The sequence below is a fragment of the Saccharomonospora sp. genome, from assembly GCF_027317685.1.
Classification (GTDB): domain Bacteria; phylum Actinomycetota; class Actinomycetes; order Mycobacteriales; family Pseudonocardiaceae; genus Saccharomonospora.
Window position 1 is genome coordinate 43,932 of the sequence record NZ_DAHVQP010000044.1, and the last position, 21,479, is coordinate 65,410.

At 67.0% G+C, this 21,479-nt stretch carries 22 protein-coding genes; 5 read left to right on the forward strand and 17 right to left on the reverse strand.

What is annotated here, in order from left to right:
• The 7 genes from M7H19_RS05005 to pafA all read right to left on the reverse strand — a co-directional run bounded on the left by M7H19_RS05005 (position 1) and on the right by pafA (position 5,978).
• Complete coding sequence (locus M7H19_RS05005; protein ID WP_298177608.1) at positions 1–924, reverse strand: diacylglycerol kinase family protein; 924 nt, start codon at positions 922–924, stop codon at positions 1–3.
• Positions 925–927: 3 nt separating this feature from the next.
• Positions 928–1,881: a twin-arginine translocase subunit TatC gene (gene tatC, locus M7H19_RS05010; protein ID WP_298177611.1), complete on the reverse strand. Its 954-nt coding sequence runs from the start codon at positions 1,879–1,881 to the stop codon at positions 928–930.
• Between the two features lie 58 nt (positions 1,882–1,939).
• On the reverse strand, positions 1,940–2,284 hold the full coding sequence (tatA, locus tag M7H19_RS05015; RefSeq protein WP_298177613.1) for a Sec-independent protein translocase subunit TatA: 345 nt from the start codon (positions 2,282–2,284) through the stop codon (positions 1,940–1,942).
• A gap of 20 nt (positions 2,285–2,304) precedes the next feature.
• Positions 2,305–2,541, reverse strand: a complete 237-nt coding sequence (locus M7H19_RS05020) for a bacteriophage holin (protein ID WP_363321334.1) — start codon at positions 2,539–2,541, stop codon at positions 2,305–2,307.
• A gap of 10 nt (positions 2,542–2,551) precedes the next feature.
• Positions 2,552–3,532, reverse strand: a complete 981-nt coding sequence (locus tag M7H19_RS05025) for a YafY family protein (protein WP_298177617.1) — start codon at positions 3,530–3,532, stop codon at positions 2,552–2,554.
• Positions 3,529–4,512 carry a WYL domain-containing protein gene (locus M7H19_RS05030; protein WP_298177619.1) on the reverse strand — a complete coding sequence of 328 codons (984 nt, stop codon included), beginning with the start codon at positions 4,510–4,512 and terminating at the stop codon, positions 3,529–3,531. Before M7H19_RS05030 ends, M7H19_RS05025 begins: the two co-directional genes overlap by 4 nt.
• A gap of 107 nt (positions 4,513–4,619) precedes the next feature.
• A complete protein-coding gene (pafA, locus tag M7H19_RS05035) occupies positions 4,620–5,978 on the reverse strand; it encodes a Pup--protein ligase (protein WP_298177621.1) in 1,359 nt (452 codons plus the stop codon).
• 136 nt (positions 5,979–6,114) lie between these two features.
• Between pafA and M7H19_RS05040 the strand changes: the two genes are divergently transcribed.
• Positions 6,115–7,560: a bifunctional phosphatase PAP2/diacylglycerol kinase family protein gene (locus M7H19_RS05040; protein WP_298177623.1), complete on the forward strand. Its 1,446-nt coding sequence runs from the start codon at positions 6,115–6,117 to the stop codon at positions 7,558–7,560.
• 25 nt (positions 7,561–7,585) lie between these two features.
• Here the strand turns inward: M7H19_RS05040 and M7H19_RS05045 are convergent, their stop codons facing one another.
• From M7H19_RS05045 to arc, 8 genes are all read right to left on the reverse strand, one after another.
• Positions 7,586–8,407, reverse strand: coding sequence for an MOSC N-terminal beta barrel domain-containing protein (locus M7H19_RS05045; protein ID WP_298177625.1), 822 nt, complete (start codon positions 8,405–8,407; stop codon positions 7,586–7,588).
• A gap of 11 nt (positions 8,408–8,418) precedes the next feature.
• Entirely contained in the window at positions 8,419–9,174 is a 756-nt protein-coding gene (gene prcA, locus M7H19_RS05050; protein ID WP_298177627.1) for a proteasome subunit alpha, read from the reverse strand.
• A gap of 75 nt (positions 9,175–9,249) precedes the next feature.
• Positions 9,250–10,119 (reverse strand): proteasome subunit beta, encoded by an 870-nt coding sequence (gene prcB, locus M7H19_RS05055; protein ID WP_298177629.1) that lies wholly within the window; start codon positions 10,117–10,119, stop codon positions 9,250–9,252.
• 92 nt (positions 10,120–10,211) lie between these two features.
• Positions 10,212–10,403: a ubiquitin-like protein Pup gene (locus M7H19_RS05060; RefSeq protein WP_298177631.1), complete on the reverse strand. Its 192-nt coding sequence runs from the start codon at positions 10,401–10,403 to the stop codon at positions 10,212–10,214.
• Positions 10,404–10,516: 113 nt separating this feature from the next.
• Positions 10,517–12,019: a depupylase/deamidase Dop gene (gene dop / locus M7H19_RS05065; RefSeq protein WP_298177633.1), complete on the reverse strand. Its 1,503-nt coding sequence runs from the start codon at positions 12,017–12,019 to the stop codon at positions 10,517–10,519.
• Between the two features lie 105 nt (positions 12,020–12,124).
• Complete coding sequence (locus M7H19_RS05070) at positions 12,125–13,063, reverse strand: aldo/keto reductase (RefSeq protein ID WP_298177635.1); 939 nt, start codon at positions 13,061–13,063, stop codon at positions 12,125–12,127.
• A gap of 70 nt (positions 13,064–13,133) precedes the next feature.
• A complete protein-coding gene (locus tag M7H19_RS05075) occupies positions 13,134–13,493 on the reverse strand; it encodes a hypothetical protein (protein WP_298177637.1) in 360 nt (119 codons plus the stop codon).
• Positions 13,494–13,617: 124 nt separating this feature from the next.
• Positions 13,618–15,426, reverse strand: coding sequence for a proteasome ATPase (arc, locus tag M7H19_RS05080; protein WP_298177639.1), 1,809 nt, complete (start codon positions 15,424–15,426; stop codon positions 13,618–13,620).
• 356 nt (positions 15,427–15,782) lie between these two features.
• Between arc and M7H19_RS05085 the strand changes: the two genes are divergently transcribed.
• Positions 15,783–16,487 (forward strand): hypothetical protein, encoded by a 705-nt coding sequence (locus M7H19_RS05085; RefSeq protein ID WP_298177641.1) that lies wholly within the window; start codon positions 15,783–15,785, stop codon positions 16,485–16,487.
• A 12-nt stretch (positions 16,488–16,499) separates the two neighbouring features.
• Here the strand turns inward: M7H19_RS05085 and M7H19_RS05090 are convergent, their stop codons facing one another.
• Together M7H19_RS05090 and M7H19_RS05095 are read right to left on the reverse strand one after the other, a co-directional pair.
• Positions 16,500–17,321 carry a tRNA (adenine-N1)-methyltransferase gene (locus M7H19_RS05090; RefSeq protein WP_298177644.1) on the reverse strand — a complete coding sequence of 274 codons (822 nt, stop codon included), beginning with the start codon at positions 17,319–17,321 and terminating at the stop codon, positions 16,500–16,502.
• Positions 17,322–17,413: 92 nt separating this feature from the next.
• Positions 17,414–18,526 (reverse strand): site-2 protease family protein, encoded by a 1,113-nt coding sequence (locus tag M7H19_RS05095; RefSeq protein WP_298177729.1) that lies wholly within the window; start codon positions 18,524–18,526, stop codon positions 17,414–17,416.
• A 190-nt stretch (positions 18,527–18,716) separates the two neighbouring features.
• Here M7H19_RS05095 and M7H19_RS05100 point away from each other — a divergent pair, with 190 nt between their 5' ends.
• From M7H19_RS05100 to M7H19_RS05110, 3 genes are all read left to right on the forward strand, one after another.
• Positions 18,717–19,619 (forward strand): RecB family exonuclease, encoded by a 903-nt coding sequence (locus M7H19_RS05100; RefSeq protein ID WP_298177645.1) that lies wholly within the window; start codon positions 18,717–18,719, stop codon positions 19,617–19,619.
• 33 nt (positions 19,620–19,652) lie between these two features.
• On the forward strand, positions 19,653–20,441 hold the full coding sequence (locus M7H19_RS05105; RefSeq protein WP_298177647.1) for a thioesterase family protein: 789 nt from the start codon (positions 19,653–19,655) through the stop codon (positions 20,439–20,441).
• A gap of 101 nt (positions 20,442–20,542) precedes the next feature.
• Positions 20,543–21,472, forward strand: coding sequence for a ParA family protein (locus M7H19_RS05110; protein ID WP_298177649.1), 930 nt, complete (start codon positions 20,543–20,545; stop codon positions 21,470–21,472).
• The last annotated feature ends 7 nt before the right edge of the window (positions 21,473–21,479 follow it).

The following is a 21,479-nucleotide window of genomic DNA, read 5'->3' on the forward strand; positions in this document are numbered from 1 at the left end:
TCAGGCCAGGACGTGTAAGGCTTCCGGCGTACACGTCACCGCCACCGGAAGAGTGCCCAATTCGTCACCGTCGGCGAACACCGGCCATCGCGTCCCACCTTCGGTGTCTCCACCGTGGACTTCGATCCGCACCCGCGAGGCACGCAAGGTATGCACGGCGGGATGCCGCACGTGGGCTCCGGTGCGTAGACGGGGCAGTATCCGCGCCAACTGCAGCCTGCTCACCCGCCCCACCACCGTGACGTCGAACAGTCCGTCGTCGGGCCGCGCGCCCGGACAGATCGGCACACCACCGCCGTAGAACGCCGTGTTGCCCACCGCCACCAGAGTGGCCTCGGTGGTCACCCGGCCCGCGTCGGTGTCCACCACGATCGGCTGCGCACGCAGCGACATCAGCTCCCGTATCAGGGCAACGTCGTAGCGCCGTGCTCCGGACGGCCAGGGCAGACGATTGGCGCGCGCGTTGACGGCCGCGTCGAAACCCGTGCACAGCACCGTGCCGAACCGACGTGCCGTCCCCGAGCCGACACCCTCCGCCCGGCCCACATCGACCAGCCGGCGCCGTCCACTTCGTAACGCTGCCAGCAAGTCCTCCACGGCCTTCGCGGGGTGGGTGGGCAGTCCCAGGGCCCGGGCGAAGTCGTTCCCGGTCCCCAACGGCACCAGCCCCAACGCCACCTCGGTGTCGACACAGCACTGCACGGCCTGGTGCATGGCACCGTCCCCGCCGAGTACGACGAGTGCGTCCAAACCCAAAGCGCGGCACTCCGCCACCTGCTCACGGAATCGCTGCGGCGTGTCCGCGGTGATCAGCACCAGGTCGTCGACCTCCGCGCGCAGGCGCTCGGCGACCGTGCCGGCTATGCGTGCAGCCGCCCCCTGCCCGGAACCGGGGTGCACGGCCAACGCCACTCGTCGTCCCATGCGTTACGTGATGTCGTCGATGTTGGTCTTACGGCCACCGGAGGCGGTGTCGGACTCGTCGTCGATCGTGCTCGGCACGTAGTCGAACGGGGCGGGCTCGTCGTCGGCGAGCTTGTCCCAGTCCTCCTCGCCGCGTCGCCGGGCCTTGCGTTTGTCGTGGATGCGGGTGACCTGCAACGCCAGCTCCAACAGCAGGGTCAACGCACCCGCCAACGCCAGAATGGAGAACGGGTCGGCCGGGGTCACGAAGGCCGCGAACACGAACGCGATGAAGATCAGCCCGCGCCGCCACTTGCTCAGCTGCGCATAGCTCACCACGCCCACCCGGTTGAGCATGATGACCAGCAGGGGTACCTCGAAACTCACCCCGAAGATCAACAACAGGGACAGTACGAACGACACGTACTTGTCACCGGTGAACCAGGTGTCGAACGCGTCACCGCCGAAGTTCACCAGGATCTCCAGCGCGAACGGCACCAGCACGTACGCAAGTACCGCGCCCAGAGCGAACAACGCGCTCGCGAATCCCACGAACGTGAGCGCGTAACGGCGTTCCCTCGAGTACAGCCCCGGGGCGATGAACGCCCACAGCTGGTACAGCCACACCGGGGAGAACAGCACCGCGCCCGCGGTCAGACCCACCTTCAGCTGGATCATGAACGCTTCGAACGGCACGGTCTGCAACAGCCGACACGGTGGGTCCTTCGGGAACCGTTTGTCGGCCGGGATCGCGCAATACGGGCCGGTGACGAGGTCACCGAGGGACGGGATGGGGCCCACTCGGTTGGAGAACCAGAGGAATCCCAGGACACCACCCGCGACGATCGCGAGCAGCGCGAACCCCAGGCGACGGCGAAACTCGTAGATATGCTCGATCAGCGTCATCGTGCCGTCGGGATTGTGCCGACGACTGCGTTTGCGCCGCTTGCTCTCGCGACTGTTCGAGGAGTCCGCCACGAACCGTGTCCGTTCTCGTCCCGTGTTGTCGAATCAGACCTGAAAAGGTGAACCGTGGTCAGCTCGCGTTCTTCTGCTCCTGCTGCTGCGCGGCCTGCTGCCGCTTCAGCTCGTCGAGCTGCCGCTGCAGCTGCTCCACCTTCTCATCGGTGCTCGTGCTGCTCGCCGCCGGCGTAGTGGTGGACTCGGGCAGCTGGCGGGTGTCGGGCTCGGTCGTCGCGGACGTGGCCGTCTCCGAATCAGCGGCCTGACCGGATTCCCGCATCCCCTTGGTCTCGGCCTTGAAGATCTTCATCGACTTACCGATCGACCTGGCCGCGTCGGGCAGGCGCTTGGCGCCGAACAGCAGAACCACGACAAGAACCAGAATGATCAAGTGCCACGGCTGCAACGCATTAGCCATCGCCTGGCCTCCTTACTCGTTCAGAGTCGATCGTACTGTGGTGCCGTGCTGTCGCCTCGGCGACGGCGGCGTTCCGTGATCGCGACACGTACCGCCGCGGATCGCGCCCGCAACAACCCGACCCGATCGCTGGTGTGAGCCGCCACCATGCTGGCCGTCACACGATAGGTGCGCAAGAGTCGAAGGACGCGAAAACCGACGAGTCCACAAGCGGCTGCCGCGACCACAACCAGCGCAACACTCACCACGTACACCACAGCGACCAGCCTAGCCAGCCAAAGTTGCAGCGAGGTGACGAGTTCGGGCCAACGCCTCGGCCGCCCGCTGTCGTACAGCTTGCGCCACGTGTTCGGGCCGCTCCACCGTCGCCTCTCCCCGCAACCGCAGAATCAGCCGCACCAGCCAGGACTCGTCGCCGTACCGCATCCGCACCCGCAGTCGGCCGCCCTCCAGTTCGGCCAGCTCCTCACACGGGTAGTACTCGGCCACCCACCGCGCGTCGGGCTCCAGCACCAGCTCGGCCTCCGGGTACTCCGGGCTCTGCGGGAACACCCCTTCCGACAAGTCCTTCGGGGTGGCGGTCTCGGGCGGGGCCGCTTGCTCGGACAGCATCGTCAACTCGTCTATCCGATCCAGCCGGAACAGTCGCACCGCCTCCGCCCGGCGACACCACGCCTCCAGGTAGCTGATGCCCTGCACGATCAGCAGTCGCATCGGGTCCACCGTGCGTTCACTGAGCGCGTCCTTCGACGCCGTGTAGTAACGCAGCCACAGCGCTCGCCGCTCCTGCAACGCCTCCCGCACCCGTTCCCTAGTCTCAGCGGTGCTCTCCGCCTCGCGCACACCGTGGCCCACCACCACGCCGGACGGGCGGGAGTCCCCCGAGGCGGCCTCGATCTTGCCGATCGCCCGATGTACCGCGTCGACGTCCACCGCCCCCGGAGTCTCCGCCAACGACCGCAGTGCGATCAGTAACGCGCTCGCCTCCGCTCCCGTCAGCCGCAACGGCCTGCGCATCCCGGCGTCGTAGGTCACCGACACCGTGTCTCCGTCGAACGACAGGTCGATCAGGTCTCCCGGCCCATAGCCGGGCAGGCCGCACATCCACAGCAGTTCCAGGTCCTTGCGCAACTGCCTGGGAGTGACATCGAAGTCCCGCGCCACCTCGTCGATCCGGACACCCGGCCGGGCCAGCAGGTACGGGACCAACGTCAGCAAGCGGGGCAACCGATCGCCCGAGCCGCTCACCGCGACACCCCCTGCACCACGCGTTCCCACCGGTCGGCCACCGCCTTGGCCAACACGTCCGGTTCCAGCACGAGAGCGTCAGGGCCGTGTCCGGCGATCCAGTCCGCCGCACTCTCCGGAAACCACAGGTCCAGCTCCACCACGTCGCCGTCCACGTCGGCCACCGTCCTACGCCCGACCACGCGGGCCTGGCGGCGGATCCCCACCGCACGGCCTTCCGCCAGCCACAGACGCGCCCGCATCACCGGCGCCGTGTTCCGCTCCCCGCTGCCGACACCCGCCACGAACTCGACGAGGTTCACATCGGCGGGCCTGTTCACCACACCGGGCCTGCCCACCGTCCGTACGGGCCCGGTGATCCGCGAAAGCCGGAAACACCTCGGCGCGTTCCGGTCCCGGTCATGCCCCACCAGATACCAGCGGGCTCGCCACGACACCACGCCCCATGGCTCGACCACGCGGGATCGCCGCTCCGGCGAATCCGCACGCCGGTAGTCGAACCGCACCGCCTGCCCCCGTTGCACCGCCGACAGCAACGGCGCGAACGCGGGCTCCGCGTGCACCCTCGGCTCCACGGGTGTCGTCGCGTTCTCGTCGACCTCCACCCCCGCGGCACGCAATTTCACCAACGCGCTGTGCGCCTGTCCCGTCAGCTCGGGCGAATCCCACAATCGTGCGGCCAGCCCGACCGCCGCGGCCTCGTCCGGCGACAGCTCGATCTCCCCCAGCTCGTAGTCACGCCGCGCGATCCGGTATCCCTCGACCGCGTCGAACACCGAATTCCGGCCGGTCTCCAGCGGGATACCCAGCTCACGTAGCTCCGCCTTGTCCCGTTCGAACATGCGGCCGAACGCCTCGTCGCTCGGGGCATCGACGTATCCGGGCACGATGCCGCGAATCCGCTCGGCGGTCAGGTATTGCCGCGTCGACAACAGGGCGAGCACCAAGTTCACCAGGCGCTCAGCACGGGCAGTGGACATCCCCACAACCATATCGCCCACCCCACCCGCCACTTGTAGGTCAGGTCACCATCGGTTGGGGTGGGCTCGGGTGGGTCAAGGTCGCTGCGGCCCGACCCACTCGGCACTCACAACGAGTTGATCAGCCGTTCCACCCGTTCGTCCACCGACCGGAACGGGTCCTTGCACAGCACCGTCCGCTGCGCCTGGTCGTTCAACTTCAGATGGACCCAGTCCACCGTGAAGTCCCGCCCCGCCTCCTGCGCCGCGGCGATGAAGTCACCCCGCAACTTCGCCCGAGTGGTCTGCGGAGGGCTGTCCTTGGCCAGCTCGATCTCACCATCATCGGTGATCCGACGTACCAGGCCCTTCCGCTGTAATAGATCGAACACGCCACGCCCACGCCGAATGTCGTGGTAGGCCAGGTCCAGCTGGGCCACCCGCGGATCCGACAACGTCAAGTTGTGCTTGCTGCGGTAACGCTCCACCAGCCGGTGCTTGATCGCCCAGTCGATCTCGGTGTCGATGCCCGAGAAGTCCTGCTGCTCCACAGCATCCAGAGCCCGACCCCAAAGATCGATCATGTACTGCGTCATCGGCGACCCGCCGGTCGACTCCACATGCTGCACCGCACGTGCGTAGTACTCCCGCTGGATCTCCAACGCCGACGCCTCCCGGCCACCGGCCAGTCGAACCTGACGCCGTCCCGTCAGGTCATGGCTGATCTCCCGGATCGCCCGAATCGGATTGTCCAGTGTGAAGTCCCGGAACTGCACGCCCTCCTCGATCATCTGGAGGACGAGATGCACCGAACCGACCTTCAACAACGTCGTCGGTTCCGCCATGTTCGAATCCCCGACGATCACATGCAGCCTGCGGTACCGCTCCGCATCGGCGTGCGGCTCGTCCCGCGTGTTGATGATCGGACGTGACCGCGTCGTCGCGCTCGACACGCCTTCCCAGATGTGCTCGGCACGCTGGGACAGGCAGTACACCCCGCCACGGGGAGTCTGCAGCACCTTCCCCGCCCCGCACACCAACTGCCGCGTCACCAGAAACGGCAGCAACACGTCCGCCACCCGCGAGAACTCACCCGCACGTGTCACCAGATAGTTCTCGTGACACCCGTACGAGTTACCCGCCGAGTCGGTGTTGTTCTTGAACAGGAAGATATCGCCGCCGATCCCCTCGTCGGCGAGGCGGCGTTCCGCGTCGATCAGCAGATCCTCCAGAACCCGCTCGCCCGCCTTGTCATGCGTCACCAGCTGCGTGAGGTCGTCACACTCGGCGGTCGCGTACTCGGGATGCGACCCCACGTCCAGGTACAGCCGGGAACCGTTGGACAAGAACACATTCGAGGACCGACCCCACGACACCACCCGCCGAAACAGGTAGCGCGCCACTTCGTCGGGGGACAACCTGCGCTGTCCGTGAAAGGTGCAGGTGACCCCGAACTCGGTTTCGATCCCAAAGATCCGCCGCTGCATCCTTCAAGGGTAGGCGCTTTTCGCCACGGTACGGTGAACGAAACAGATTCAAGACCGAGGTGGCCTAATCATCGACCTCCGCACCACCCGACTGACGCACCGTTTGCGTCACGTCAGCGCCGTCGATCGTCACGCCATGCGCTACAGCGCGGCGCTCCCTCACAGCCCTGCCGACACCGCGCTCACCAGACTCAGCCGTTTCGCGGACAAGGGCAAGTTGTGGTGGCTCATCGCCGCCGCTTTCGCCGTCCGCAAAGGCCCGCCCCGACGCGCGGCTCTCCGCGGGATCGCCGCGCTCGTCAGCGCCAGCGCCCTCGCCAACCTCGTCGGCAAACCCCTTCTTCCCCGCCGGCGCCCCGCCGCCGAGGTCGTCCCCGAACCCCGTCGACTCCACATTCGCCCCACCTCGTCGTCGTTCCCGTCCGGACACGCCGCTTCCGCCGCCGCGTTCGTCACCGCCACAGCCCTCGAAGCACCCCGCCTCGGCGCCGTGCTCGCTCCGCTCGGCGCAGCCGTCGCCTACTCCCGTGTCCACACCGGCGTGCACTGGCCCAGCGACATCGGCGCGGGAGCTATCCTCGGCGTACTCACCGCTCTCGCCACCCGACACTGGTGGCCCCTGCATCCAGACAGCCGAGCGGACACCACCCATCCCGCCGACGTACCGGAACTCCACGACGGAGAGCACATCCTCACCGTCGTCAACCGCAGCTCCGGAATCACCCCCGACGACCCCACTCCCGCCATCCGCAGACGCTGGCCCCGCACCGTCTTCCTCCACGCCGAACCCGGCGTCGACCTGCGGCTTCAACTCACCGAGGAACTCCGCCGCCGTGCCGGACACATTCGCGCACTCGGCGTGGCGGGAGGCGACGGCACCGTCGCAGCCGTGGCCTCAGTGGCCGCCGAGTACGGCCTTCCCCTGGCCCTCATCCCCACCGGAACGCTCAACCACTTCGCCCGAGACCTCGGCATCCGCCAGCTCGCCGACACCGACACCGCCACCCGTACCGGCAGTGCCGTGGGCATCGACCTCGGCGAAGTGGAGATCGACACCGACCATCGGACCATCCACCGCCGGTTCGTCAACACCGCCAGCCTCGGCGGCTACCCCGAGATGGTGCGTCTTCGTGAAACCATCGAACGTCGCCACCCCAAATGGCCCTCGGCCATCGTGGCCATGGTTCGTACTCTCCGGCACGCCCGCCCTTTACATGTCCGGATCCTCGGCGAGGACATGCTCGTGTGGATGCTGTTCGTCGGTAACGGCACCTACACCCCCAAGGAAGTCATCCCCTCACATCGGCCCGCACTCGACACCGGTCTGCTCGACGTGCGTTACCTCCGCGCCGACAAACGCTATTCCCGGACCCGGTTCCTGCTCGCCGTCATCACCAACACACTCGGCACCAGCCACGTCTACACCCAACGCGACCTGCTCGCACTCGATGTGACTCTCCTCGACGGCAACCGCCGTATCGCCACCGACGGCGAGGTCGGACCATTGGGCAATCGGTTCCGTTTCCGCGCCCGACCCAGCACGCTGAGCGTCTACCGCCCCCGCACCCACCCCACAGCGTGACTAGCGTGACTCAGCCGCAACAGGCTCAGGGCTCGGCCCAGCGCGTCACCCGTAGCTCGTCCCCCACGGCCACCGTGCCCGGACGGGTCACCGCGAACCGCACTCCCAGTGCCACCCCACCGGAGATCCGCCGATACTCCGCCAACGTGCGCAACGGCTCCGGACCCACGCGTTCACCGCGTCGTTGATCGACTGTCGTCACAGCGCAGCGGACCGCGAGCTTGGTGAATCCGAGCTCCGCCGAGCCTACTTCGAACCGACGCACCCGGTCCTCGACGTGCGGTTCCTCCCAGCCGTCCACCACGAAATTGGCGCGGAACCTGTCCATAGGCAGCGGCGCAACACCTCTGTCGGCCAGACGCGCGTTCAACTCCGCCACGCTGCGCTCGGCCATCACCAGCACCGCGCTACTGTCGGCAAATCCCGCCGTTCCCGGTGTCTCTCCGCTGGTCACCCGGTCGAGTTCCGGCGGCACCCCCACCAACCGGCACGGTCGCCCCAGCACCGTCGACAACCATTCCGCGGCCGGATCGCCCTGATCGACACCCCGGAACGGTGCGCCGTGCATGCGGACGTCCCGGCGCGCACCATTGACATCGACCTTGATCTCGATGGCTTCCGCGCCGGGCGCCGTCAACATCAACCGCGTACCGTCGTCGTCGATCTCCGGCCGCACCACGGCCATCCGAGGAGCATTGCGCTGACTCACGAACCCGCCGTCACCGTCGTCCACCACCATGAACGTGCGGTCGTGGTTCAATCCAGCCGCCCCCAGGCCGCCCTCACGCAGCGCAACACCCGCACACCCTTTGACGGGGTAGGAGAACAGCCCGACGATTCGCGCCATCAGGCTCAGCTTTAACCACCGTCACCGGACGACTCATCCGCACCACCGGACGAGCCCTCCTGCGACTGAGCCGGCATCAACGTGTCCAACTCAGCGCCCATGATCCGACGGAACTTCCGGCCGGGCCGCTCGCGGTCGAGCACCGCGACCTCCAACTTGCCCGGCTCGGCCTCACCGCCTGCCCCTCCCGACGCAGCAGGGGCGCGCAACGCCTCGACGGCCACAGCCAACGCGTCCCCCAGTTCCATGTCGTCGGAGAACGTCTCCCGCAACTTCGTGTTGATCGCGTCGGTCTGGCCGCCCATGACCACGAACTTGGGCTCGTCCATCACGATCGACCCGTCATAGGTCAACCGATACAACTCGTCCTCGCTCGAGTTGTTGCCGACCTCCGCCACACAGATCTCCACCTCGAACGGCTTCAACTGCTCGGTGAAGATCGTGCTCAACGTCTGCGCGTACACATTCGCCAACGCACGCGCGTTCACGTCCCGCCGGTCGTACATGTACCCCTGCAGGTCCACGTGTCGGATCCCCCCGCGCCGGAGGCTCTCGAACTCGCTGTACCGCCCCACAGCGGCGAAACCGATCCGGTCATAGATCTCCGAAACCTTGTGCAACGTCGGCGAAGGGTTCTCCGCCACGAACAACACGCCGCCTCGGTACTTGAGCACGACGACGCTCCGTCCCCGCGCGATGCCTTTTCTCGCGAGCTCCGAACGCTCGCGCATCAATTGCTCGGGTGAGGCGTACAGCGGCATCGTCACTGGCGTTGGCTCCGCTCTGCTCGATAGTCTGACAGGACTACAGGAAGGATTACCTACTCGGCCGGGCCCCAGACGTCAGCCCAGCTGACCGGGCCGTTCCGAGCGCTCACGCACCACGGCCTCGGCGATGGCCGCCGTCTCCTCGCTGGGCAACACCACAGCACCGCGCTCGGCGGTGATCGTCACCACCGTGGGGTAGATGCGGCGCACGAGGTCAGGGCCACCGGTGGCGGTGTCGTCGTCGGCGGCGTCGTACAACGACTCGATCGCGGCACGCACCGCCGCCTCCGCGTCAGCCTCCGGGTCGTACAGCTTCTTCAGCGACGACTTCGCATACGCCGATCCCGACCCGATTGCGTGGAACCCGGCGTTCTCCTCGTAGCGACCACCGGTCACGTCGAACGACACGATCCGCCCCGCCTTCTTCGGGTCGTCCGCATCGATGTCGTACCCCACGAACAACGGCAACACGGCCAGACCTGCCAGAGCCCCGTCCAGGTTGCCCTTCACCATGTTCGCCAGCTTGTTGGCCTTACCGTCCAACGACAGCGAGACGCCCTCGATCTTCTCGTAGTGCGCCAACTCCACCGTGTAGAGCCGCACCAGCTCGAGGGCGATCCCCGCTGTCCCCGCGATACCCACCGCCGAGTACGCATCGGTGACATACACCTTTTCCAGATCGCGGCTGGCGATCGTGTTGCCGCTGGTGGCCCTGCGGTCACCGGCGATCAACACGCCGCCGTTGAACGTGGACGCCACGATCGTGGTCCCGTGCGGAGGCTCGAATGCGCTTCCTCCACCCGGAACAGCGGGCATGTTCCCCATCCGCGCGCGAGGCAACAGTTCCGGAGCCTCGGCCTTGAGGAAATCGATGAACGACGACGTCGTCGGCGACAGATACGCAGCGGGCAACGTGAAGCCCGCGCTTCGCGGCGTGTGTTCCATGCGTGCTCGTGGTTCCCCTCGACGAGGATGAACAGGACAACAGCTTATCGACCTTCAGTGATCGACAAGCCTAGGAGATGGGCCCGCGCCGCCTACTCGCCGCCCTTCTGAACATAGGCACGCACGAAGTCCTCCGCGTTCTCCTCCAACACGTCATCGATCTCGTCGAGGATCGTGTCCACGTCCTCGCCGACCTTCTCCTGACGTTCCTGGCCCGCAGCGGCGTCGACCTCGACGTCGTCGGAGTCTCCACCACCGTGCTTCTCGATGCGCTCCTGAGCCATACTCGCCTCCCGATCCGGCACTTGCTTCCTAGCCTACCCAGAGTCGCGCACTTTCGGGGCCGCGTCGGCAGCGCGTCGACCCGTGGTCAGTCCTCGATCGCGCCCCGGCCGAGTTATTTCGCCGAGGTCAACGCCTCCACGAGTTCCTCGGCGGTCTCCGCCTCGTCCAACAACTGCCCCACGTGCGCCTTGGTTCCTCGCAGCGGTTCCAAGGTCGGAATCCGTACCAACGACTCCTTACCCACGTCGAAGATCAGCGAATCCCACGACGCCGCCGCGATCGAGTCCGCGTACTTCTCCAACGCCCGGCCCCGGAAATAGGCCCGGGTGTCCGGCGGCGGGGTCGTCATGGCCGCCTGCACCTCTTCCTCGCTGACCAGCCGCTTCATCGACCCGCGCGCCACCAACCGGTTGTACAGACCCTTGTCCAGCCGCACGTCCGAGTACTGCAGGTCGACCATGTGCAGACGCGGCGCAGCCCACCCCAGCGAGTCCCGCTCGCGATACGCCTCCAACAGCCGCAGCTTCGCGGGCCAGTCGAGCCGATCGGCGCACTCCTGCGGATCCCGGGCCAACGCATCGAGCGTCTCGCCCCACAACCGCAGGATCTCCTTCGACTGTTCGTCAGCGCCCACCCGCTCCAGGTGCTGCGCCGCCAGATCGTGATAGGCATACTGCAGATCAAGCGCCGTGTACCGACGCCCGTTGGCCAGTTCCACAGTCGTCTTCAGCGTCGGGTCGTGGCTGATCTGGTGCACCGCGCGCACCGGCTCTTCTAACTTCAGGTCGTCGAACCGGACCCCGTGCTCGATCATGTCGATCACCAGCGCGGCGGTGCCCAACTTCAGATACGTGGCGTATTCCGCCAGATTCGCGTCCCCGATGATGACGTGCAGGCGCCGGTACTTGTCGGCGTCCGCGTGCGGTTCGTCCCGGGTGTTGATGATCCCGCGTTTGAGCGTGGTCTCAAGCCCGACCTCGACCTCGATGTAGTCGGCGCGCTGCGACAACTGGTACCCAGCCCGCTCACCCTGCTGGCCGATACCCACCCGCCCCGAACCGGTGATCACCTGACGGGAGACGAAGAACGGCGTCAGCCCCGTGATCACCGCCGTGAACGGCGTCGAGCGCTTCATCAGATAGTTCTCGTGCGTGCCGTAGCTAGCACCCTTGCCGTCGATGTTGTTCTTGTAGAGCTGCAACGGCGACTGACCCGGCACGGTGGCCGCGCGTCTCGCGGCCTCCTCCATCACACGTTCCCCCGCCTTGTCCCAGATGACCGCGTCCCGGGCGTTCGTCACCTCGGGAGCGGAGTACTCGGGGTGAGCGTGGTCGACGTAGAGCCGAGCACCGTTGGTGAGGATCACGTTCGCAGCCCCGAGATCCTCCATGTCGGGGTCCTGCCCCTGCTGCGTCGGACCGGCGAGGTCGAACCCTCGCGCGTCCCGCAACGGTGACTCCACCTCGTAGTCCCAGCGAGCCCGGCGTGCCCGCGGAATGTCCGCGACCGCCGCGTAGGCCAACACCACCTGAGTGGACGTCAGCACCGGGTTCGCGGTCGGGTCACCCGGTACCGCGATCCCGTACTCCACCTCGGTTCCCATGATCCGGCGCATACCCCCAGCCTACGGGTCTTCGACGGAAAACCCTCGACGAAACAGCGGCTGAGTGAAGAACACCGTCCCGTCTCGCCCGAGTGCAGTACTCGGCGATCCGAACGGTCACCGCCAGATCAGCGCCGACCGTTCAGCCCAGTACTCCTCCGGAGTCCGCGCCAACACATCGAGTCCGGACAGGGTGTCGGCCCCGAGTGACACGGCCGCACCCGCGAGATTCGAGCGGAGTTGGTCCACACTCGCCGGGCCGATGAGCACCACGTCCGCCCACGGCTGTGTGTACACGGCGGCCACCGCCACCGCGTCGCAACCGACTCCGTATCGCCGCGCAACCTCGACCAGCGGTGCCGGCGGGTCCACGGCCAGGCGACCGTTGGCCAGGGTCTCCTTCACCTGCACGAGGACACCGGACTCGTGCGCTTCCCGCAACGCCGTGCCCGCCGAACGCTCCAGTAGGTTCCACGTCGACTGCACGGCTGTGAACACCGGGCGACCCTTGACCTCGAGCTCCAACGCCCGTCGGATCGTGTCGGCCTGCTTCGCACCCGAGGTCGAGAACCCGACCCGCACACCGGTGTCCGCGAGCTCAGCCAACGCTGCCAGCAGCGCCTGGTCGGTGAACAGCGGGCTGTCGAGCGTCAGCGAATGCACCTGGTACAACGACACCGTTTCACCCAGCAAAGAGCGCGTCCTCTCCCACTGGGCGCGGAACCGTGGCAGCGAGTGTTCCTTGACCTCGTGGACTTCGGCGTCCATACGCCACTCGCCCACGTAGGCGTACCCCCACTTGCTGGAGACGACGACGTCGTCGTAGCCCCGGTCGTCCAGCCACGCTGCGAGGAACTCCTCCGCACGGCCGTACGAACGCGCCACGTCCACTCGTCGGACACCCTCGGTGTAGGCGGCGTCCAACACCGCGTACGTCACCTCGCGCATGTCCGACACCTCGCGCCCGGACGGCAGGACTCCCGCCCGCCCCAGATTGATGTAAGCGGGCCGCCCGATCGCCGCGAGCCCTATGGCCGTCCGTGCGAGTGCGTTCATAAGTGTCACCGTAGTTGTCAGACGTCGACAAAGGGGAATCGAACAGTCTCATGCCTACGCGTATAGGTCGTTATACATTTTCGGCGCGGCGACGCATCAGTTCGAGGAACTGCTCGGACGACAGCACCTCGCGATGCAGCTTTTCCAACCGCGCCGCCGGCGCCCTCACGTAACCCTTACCGAACACCGGCGCGATCTGCCGCAGACTCGCCCCTGCCTCCCTGGCCGCCAACAACGCCCAGTCCGAGGCGTTGGCACAGGCTGTCGACGCCTGCCGCAACTGCCCCAACAGGTCGATCAGCGCATCGGCGTCCAACTCCCCCGCGCGCACCGCCTCCGCCGCCTCTTCCAGCCAGGCCAATACATCGGCCGCCGTGACCGGCGCGCGTAGACGATCGGCGGACGCTGCGGATGTCACCTCTTCTGCCATACGCTCGATCGTATAGGTCGTTATACATCCCTCGTGGGATTACGCGCAGGCGTGTCACCACGCAAAGGCGGGGCTCCCGCAGCACCTGCCACGGGAGCCCCGTGAACCCACCTCCGCAAAACCCTCAGAGGTACTGACCGGTGTTGGTGGCCGTGTCGATCACCCGTCCGGACTCCTGGTTCTTGCCGGTCACGAGCGTGCGGATGTAGACGATCCGCTCGCCCTTCTTGCCCGAGATCCGTGCCCAGTCATCCGGGTTGGTGGTGTTGGGCAGGTCCTCGTTCTCCGCGAACTCGTCCACGATCGCGTCCAACAGGTGCTGCACACGCAAACCGGGCTGCTTGGTCTCCAGCACTGACTTGATCGCCGCCTTCTTCGCCCGGTCCACGATGTTCTGGATCATCGCGCCGGAGTTGAAGTCGCGGAAGTACAGCACCTCCTTGTCACCGTTGGCGTAGGTGACTTCCAGGAACCGGTTCTCGTCGGACTCCTCGTACATCCGCTCGACGGTGTGCTGGATCATCGCATCGATCGTGGCCTGCCGATCCCCACCGAACTCCGCCAGATCATCGGCGTGGATAGGCAGATCGGGCGTCAGGTACTTCGAGAAGATATCCTTCGCGCCCTCGGCGTCGGGACGCTCGATCTTGATCTTGACGTCCAGCCTGCCCGGCCGCAAGATCGCCGGGTCGATCATGTCTTCCCGGTTCGAGGCGCCGATCACGATGACGTTCTCCAGGCCCTCGACGCCGTCGATCTCCGACAGCAACTGGGGCACGATCGTGGTCTCCACGTCCGACGAGACACCGCTGCCCCGCGTCCGGAAGATCGACTCCATCTCGTCGAAGAACACGATCACGGGAGTTCCGTCGGACGCCTTCTCGCGCGCCCGCTGGAAAATCATCCGGATGTGTCGTTCGGTCTCACCGACGAACTTGTTGAGCAGCTCGGGGCCCTTGATGTTGAGGAAGTAGGACTTCGCGTCCTTCTCCCCCGTGGCCGCGGCGACCTGCTTGGCCAACGAGTTCGCCACCGCCTTGGCGATCAGCGTCTTCCCACATCCCGGCGGGCCGTAGAGGAGCACGCCCTTCGGCGGCGTCAACTTGTACTGGGTGTACAGATCGGCGTGGAGGAACGGCAACTCGACCGCGTCCCTGATCTGCTCGATCTGCCGGAACAGGCCACCGATGTCCTCGTACCGGACGTCGGGCACCTCCTCCAGTACCAGGTCCTCGACCTCGGCCTTGGGCACCCGCTCGTACGCGTAGCCCGCCTTGGAATCCACCAGGATCGAGTCGCCGGGCTTGAGCGTCTGCTCCGCCAACGGGTCGGCCAGCCATACGACCCGCTCCTCGTCGGTGTGGCCCGCCACCAGCGCGCGGGCACTGCCGCCCTCGGTGTCGGGTGCCAGCACTTCCCGCAAAGTGCAGACTTCGCCCGTGTTCTCGAAACCACCGCCCTCCACCACGGTCAACGCCTCGTTGAGCCGGACGCTCTGCCCGCGCCGCAGACTTTCCACGTCCACCGTGGGCGACACGGCGACCCGCATCTTGCGGCCCGAGGTGAACACGTCCACCGTGTTGTCGTCGTAAGCGGCGATGAACACGCCGTAGCCACTCGGAGGTTGCGCGAGTCGATCGACCTCCTCCCGCAGCGCCAACAGCTGGCTCCGCGCCTCGCGCAGAGTCTCGACCAGCTTGTCGTTGCGCTCGGTGAGCTGGCTCACACGCTCGTTCGCCTCGGCCAGCCGTTGCTCCAGCACACGATTCTGCCGGGGCGAGTCGGTGAGCTTGCGACGGAGCAGCGCCACCTCCTCCTCGAGAAAGCGGATCTGACGCGCCTGCTCGCTCGATGGGGTCTCCGTGGTTCCGGCTCCGCCTGTCTCTGAAGAGTCGGCCTCGTTGTGCCGACCTCCGGGAAGGTCGTGTTGCATTTCGGCACCTCCTCGGAATGCATTTCTTTCCACGGTACCGGCGATCACCGACATGAGAAGCCCTATCTGCGTTACAGAATCGGCGCGTCGTCCGGTTGCCGCGGAGTACCCGCTGACGTTCGGTACGACTCTGCGACGTAGGCCTCGTCCGTGGGCTCATCCGCATGTCACAACCCCGGTGACGGGCGGTGATGACAATGTGCGACGACGATGGGCCACCCGGCGCTCCCACTACCCGAACGGGTAAGAAACGCGGCCGATTACCCCTCTACGATCTCCAGGATCACCACTTCGAATGGAACTTCGCAGCGAATGCCGGAGTCCAACCCACAGGCACGACCAAGGAAGGGGAAGCCGTGACGTATCCACCGCAACCCGGACAGCCCGACCCGTACGGGGGGCAACAACCCCAACAACCCGGATTCCCGGGCTCCGGCCCCATGCCCCAGCAGCCCGGCGCCTACCCCGGAGGCCAGCAATACGGACAGCCCGGGTTGGGACAGCCCGGATTCGGAGGCCCCGGCGCCCCACCACCCCAGAAAAAGAAGACCGGCCTCATCGTCGGCCTCTCCATCGCCGCCGTCGCCGTCATCGGCGGCGCCGTCGCCCTCATCCTCCTCCTCACCGGAGACAGCGACGACGAAGAATCGGACACCGTCGCATCGCCCACGGAACAAAGCGCACCGCAGGAGCCGAACGAAACGCCGGGTGCGGGACCGGGTGGACTCCCACCGAACCCTGGAGCACCGAACCCTGACGGCCCGGGACAAGCTCCCGCCGACTCACAGGGCGAGAAGGCGGCCGTCGAGGCTCTCGCCGACTCACTCGTCGATGCGTTGAACAACCGGGACGTAGGAGCGGCCAACTCCCTGATGTGTCCGGGCCAAGGGGAGTTCAAGGTGGAGGAGATGCCCGACGACGCACAGTTCAGCAGGCCCGGCGAAGCGACCGTGACAGGAGACACGGCGACGGTGCCGATGCGGGCGACGTACTCCGGTAAGAACGACGATGCGGACTTCCCCGTGAAGAAGCAGGGCGGCACCTGGTGCTTCGGTATGTGACGCCCCGGATCCTCAGCCCCGGCTGGGCCTGCGCTGCGGCCGGGGCGGGGTGACCCCGTCGGCGAGCCTGCGGGTCGTCACCAGAAACGCGGTGTGGCCGATCATGCGGTGTTCGGGCCGTACAGCGAGCCCCACCGCATGCCACGGGCGGACCAACGTCTCCCAGGCCTGGGGTTCCGTCCAACACTGCTGTTCCCGCAACGCCTCGACGAACGACGACAACTGCGTCACGGTGGCCACGTACCCCACGAGGACCCCACCGGGCACCAGCGCCGCCGACACAGTGGGCAGCATCTCCCACGGCGTCAGCATGTCCAGCACCACGCGGTCGACCTCACCCGTGTGCGAAGCGAGGTCCGCCACGTGCAGTATCCAGTTCTTCGGCACCTCTCCGAAGAAATTCTCCACGTTCCGCACGGCGTGTTCGGCGTGGTCGGAGCGGACCTCGTACGACGTCACGCTGCCCTTCGGACCCACGGCCCGCAGCAGCGAACACGTGAGAGCTCCCGAACCCGCGCCAGCCTCCAACACCCGGGCGCCGGGGAAGATGTCACCCCACATCAGGATCTGGGCGGCGTCCTTCGGGTAGATCACCTGCGCGCCGCGCGGCATGGACAGCACGTAATCGGGCAACAACGGCCTCAACGCGAGGTACGCCGTCCCGTACGTGGAGGTCACCACCGACCCCTCGGGAGCACCGATCAAGTCGTCGTGCGCAACCGCTCCCCGATGGGTGTGGTACTCCTCACCCTCGGTGAGCACAATCGTGTACTGCCGCCCTTTCGGGTCGGTCAGCTGTACTCGATCACCCGCACGAAACGGCCCTGCTGCCACCGCACCTCCAGTTCACACTCGTCCCCAGATGGGAGACGAAAACCGCAGGTGATCGTCGCAGACCCACGGCGAAGGTCACGCACCCGGTCCGGCTACGCCCAGGCCGACCCCGTTCCGTAGGTGGCCGGCGCTGTGAGCGCGCTGTGCACGTCGTCCCTGCACAGCACTCCCAGAGGCCTGCCGTCGGTGTCCACGACGAGGAACTGCCAGACCGGGATCTCGTTGACGTGTTCGGCGATCTCGGCCGTCGAGTCGGAGTTCAACAGAACCGTCTCGGCACGGATCGGCTCCGCTGCCAGTTCGGCGGGCGATTGGGGTGCCGAGGCCGCTAGGCGCTCGGCGGCCTCGGCGTCGAGTAATCCGGCGGCCACGCCGTCGGCTCGCACGAGCACCACGCCGCGCCCCGCCGAGGCGGCCAGCGCCGCCGACACCGGGCTCTCAGCGGGAAGCTGCAGCACGGGACGCATGAGGTCGGTCACCGACAGGCCCTCGGGCCAGGGCCTTCTGCCTTCCGAGGCGAACTCCGTGGTAGCGCCCATCGCGACGAACCACGCCGTCACCACTCCGACACCGAGACGCAACCAGCGGTCCTCGCTGCCCTGGGCCAGGCCCCACAGAGCCCATCCGATCAGGGCCACGGCCACCAGCCCGCCACCGACGACGGCCACCCGAGTGCCCGCCGAACGAGCGCCGTGCAAGGCCCATACCCCGGCTCTCAACAGGCGGCCCCCGTCGAGCGGGAGGCCGGGGAGCAGGTTGAACACGCCCACGGCCCCGTTCGCCACCGCGCACTGCGCCACCAGCAACCACACGGCACCATCGTCGGGAACGGCCAACAGCAGCGCCCAGCACACCAGCGCCAGAACGAGCGACACCGCGGGCCCCGCCACCGCGACCAGCGCCTCCTGCCTGGGAAGACGTGGTGACCGCGCCAGCTCCGACAACCCGCCGAGCAGGAACAACCGCACCCGCTGCACCGGCATGCCGAGCCTCAACGCCACCAGACAGTGCCCGAGTTCGTGTGCCAGCACCGACGCTCCGAGCAGTACGGCGAAGGCTCCTGCCAACACCGCCGACAGCCCGAAACCGGTGCCGGGCAGCAGGCGCGTCACCAGTGGGGTGTAGAGCACCACGATGAGCAGGGAGCCGATCCACCACGAGCCGGCGAGTAACACGGGCACCCCGCCGACGCGGAAGAGCAGCATGCCGCCGTCCACGGAGCCCCCGCTCCGGGACCAGCCACGTTCGTACTCGCTGCCCGCGTGCACTCGTCGAGGGTAGAACGTGTCGTGTCAGATACCGGTGACCTCCCACGGACCTCCCACGTGTCGCACCGGCGACCCGCCGCCGACGGGCCGGCCGTTCTTGTCGGAGGATGCGGCTACGCTGCCCGGCATGGCCAACGGCAGCACGACGACCGACACCGCGAACGCCGCCGCACCGACGGGCAAGGCGGCGCGACGTCCCGCCCTGTCTCCGTCGAGGGCCAGCGACTTCAAGCAATGTCCGTTGCTGTACCGCTTCCGTGCCGTGGACCGGCTTCCCGAGCCTCCCACCAAGGCACAGGTGCGAGGCACGCTCGTGCACTCGGTCCTGGAGCGCATGTTCGGCCTACCGCGCGCCGACCGAACCCCCGAACAAGCCAAAGAACTACTCCGTCCTACCTGGTCACAGCTGTCCAAGGAATGTCCGGAATGGATGGAGTTGTTCGACGGGGAGAACTCCGACAAGGAACTGGCGCAGTGGTTGACCTCCGCGGAGAGGCTGCTCGACTCGTACTTCGAGTTGGAGGATCCGCGCCGACTGGATCCCGAGGCGTGCGAACTGCACGTCGAGACCGAACTCAGCTCCGGGGTACTGCTGCGCGGCTACATCGACCGGCTCGACGTCGCCGCGACCGGTGAGATCCGGGTCGTGGACTATAAGACCGGTGCCGCACCGAGGGAAATCGGTGAGGCGAAGGCGATGTTCCAGATGAAGTTCTACGCCGTGGTGTTGTGGCGGCTGCGGGGCATCGTGCCGCGACAGCTCAAGCTCCTGTACCTCAGTGACGGTCAGGCGCTGGCCTACACTCCCGACGAGCCCGAACTGGCCCGTTTCGAACGGACTCTGGAGGCGATCTGGCAAGCCATTCTGCGAGCGGGTAGGACGGGTGACTTCCGCCCCAGCCCGAGTAAGTTGTGCAGATGGTGCTCCCATCAGGCGCTGTGTCCGTCGTTCGGAGGCACGCCACCGGAGTACCCGGGTTGGCCGGAACCGGACTCCGGCGAGGAATCGGTGCTGGACCGCGCGGATTGACTTTCCGTGCGCTGGACTTTCAGGAAGGCGACAGTGGAGGCGTTCTACCTGTCTCGCGGCGACGGCCGCTACCTGCCCACCGAGCACACGGTGGGGCCGTGGACCCCCGACGCACAACACTTCGGTCCGCCGTCGGCCTTGTTGGTACGCGAGCTGGAGGCCCTGCCGCAGGATGCGAAGTCCGGGGAACGGCAACTCGCCCGAGTCACCGTGGAAATCCTCGGGCCTGCACCACTGTCCGAACTCACCGTGTCGGCCCGGGTGTCCCGTCCCGGCCGGTCGGTGGAACTGTTGTCGGCCGAGCTCGCGGCGAGTGACCGGGTCGTCGCCCGCGCCTCGGCGTGGCGCATGGCGGCCACCGACACCGGGGAGGTCGCCACCGGGACCGAACCTCCGCTGCCCTCGGTCGCCGACTGCTCCGAGGCGCTGTGGCCCACCGGCTTCCGGTTCCACGGCGGTTATCTCGATGCCGTGGAATGGCGCGCCGTGCGGGGAACCGTAACCGGCACAGGCCCCGCCGCCGTGTGGGCGCGGCAACGCGTCCCCCTCGTCGACGACGAGAAACCCAGCCCGCTCCAGCGTCTCTTCGTGATCGCCGATTCCGGCAGCGGGGCTTCGAACGTGCTCGATCCGGCGCAGTGGCTGTTCATCAACTCGGAGCTCACCGTGCACGTGCTGCGCGAACCCGTGGGCGAATGGATCGGCCTCGACGCCGTCACCGCCATCGGGCCCCGCGGCGTCGGCACCGCGCGCAGCGCCCTGCACGACTGCGAAGGTCAGGTCGCGATGGGAACGCAGGCGTTGTTGGTACGTCACCGTTGACCCCTCACCAGCCGCGTTCGTCGTGCGTCAACTCCACGGCTGACTCGGCGGCGATGATCCACTAACCTGCTCGCAAACCAGGAGACGGGAGCTGGGGTACTGTGCAGATCACCTCGGTGGTCAACCAGAAGGGCGGGGTTGGCAAAACAGCGTTGAGCGTGGGCGTCGCCGCCGCCCTGGCCGAACGGGGCCGGAGAGCGCTGCTCATCGACCTCGACCCACAAGGGCACGCCACCTCCGAGATGCTCGGACTTCCCGAGCCGGGGCCCGAGGAACCAAGCCTGGCCAAGGCACTCACCAAGACCTGGCGAGGCCCGGTGGAGGAACTGGTCGTTTCCCACCCGCGCTGCAATGTGGGCAAAGGCGGCGCGTTCGATGTGATTCCCACCTCACCGGGCATGTTCGACCTCGTGCGGAGGTTGGACCAGTTCCGTGTGCCGGGATGGCAGTTGGCCAGGGTCATCCAGTTCGCCAACTACGACCACATCATCATCGACTGCCCGCCAGCGATGGACGTCCTCACCAACAACGCGCTCGTAGCCAGCCACGGGGTTCTCGTGCCCGTGCAACCCGACCGCACCAGCATCAGGGCACTGAGGCTCATGCGCGAGCAGATCAGCTACCTGGAGTCGGCTGTGGGACGGCCACCTCTCGCCTATTACGGGTTGGTTCCCGGTCTCTATCGACGGCCCGTCTCCGCCTACGCCGCGGCGGCGTTACGTGAGCTGCAGGAACTCGGTATCCCCATGCTCGCGCACGTGCCTCTCGGCGTGGTGATGAACGAGGCGGCCGCGCACGGCGTCCCGGTGACCACCTTCGCGCCCGAGACCGTGCAGGCGGCGGCGTTCCGAGAGATCGCGCAGGTCCTCGACACCGTGACGCCTTCCGGCACGGCTCCTCCGAACCCGCCTGAACAGGACTTCGTGTTCGAGGAGTTCATCGCCGAGGTGTCGAGTACCCGCGCAGCCAACGACAGCGGAGCCCGCCGCAAGCTCTACGACCTCTTGCCGAAACGGCACCGTCCGAGCTGACCCGCCC

Coding starts and splice junctions, on each gene's coding strand:
- M7H19_RS05060 (WP_298177631.1), bottom strand. CDS start 10,403: ATGGCTCAGGAGCGCATCGAGAAGCACGGTGGTGGAGACTCCGACGAC.
- M7H19_RS05005 (WP_298177608.1), bottom strand. CDS start 924: ATGGGACGACGAGTGGCGTTGGCCGTGCACCCCGGTTCCGGGCAGGGG.
- M7H19_RS05070 (WP_298177635.1), bottom strand. CDS start 13,063: ATGAACGCACTCGCACGGACGGCCATAGGGCTCGCGGCGATCGGGCGG.
- M7H19_RS05030 (WP_298177619.1), bottom strand. CDS start 4,512: ATGTCCACTGCCCGTGCTGAGCGCCTGGTGAACTTGGTGCTCGCCCTG.
- M7H19_RS05045 (WP_298177625.1), bottom strand. CDS start 8,407: ATGGCGCGAATCGTCGGGCTGTTCTCCTACCCCGTCAAAGGGTGTGCG.
- M7H19_RS05075 (WP_298177637.1), bottom strand. CDS start 13,493: ATGGCAGAAGAGGTGACATCCGCAGCGTCCGCCGATCGTCTACGCGCG.
- M7H19_RS05095 (WP_298177729.1), bottom strand. CDS start 18,526: ATGCTGCTCTTCCGCGTCGGCGGGGTGCCCGTGTTACTCGCCGGCTCG.
- pafA (WP_298177621.1), bottom strand. CDS start 5,978: ATGCAGCGGCGGATCTTTGGGATCGAAACCGAGTTCGGGGTCACCTGC.
- M7H19_RS05100 (WP_298177645.1), top strand. CDS start 18,717: ATGGCCAACGGCAGCACGACGACCGACACCGCGAACGCCGCCGCACCG.
- M7H19_RS05040 (WP_298177623.1), top strand. CDS start 6,115: ATGCGCTACAGCGCGGCGCTCCCTCACAGCCCTGCCGACACCGCGCTC.
- tatA (WP_298177613.1), bottom strand. CDS start 2,284: ATGGCTAATGCGTTGCAGCCGTGGCACTTGATCATTCTGGTTCTTGTC.
- dop (WP_298177633.1), bottom strand. CDS start 12,019: ATGCGCCGGATCATGGGAACCGAGGTGGAGTACGGGATCGCGGTACCG.
- arc (WP_298177639.1), bottom strand. CDS start 15,426: ATGCAACACGACCTTCCCGGAGGTCGGCACAACGAGGCCGACTCTTCA.
- prcB (WP_298177629.1), bottom strand. CDS start 10,119: ATGGAACACACGCCGCGAAGCGCGGGCTTCACGTTGCCCGCTGCGTAT.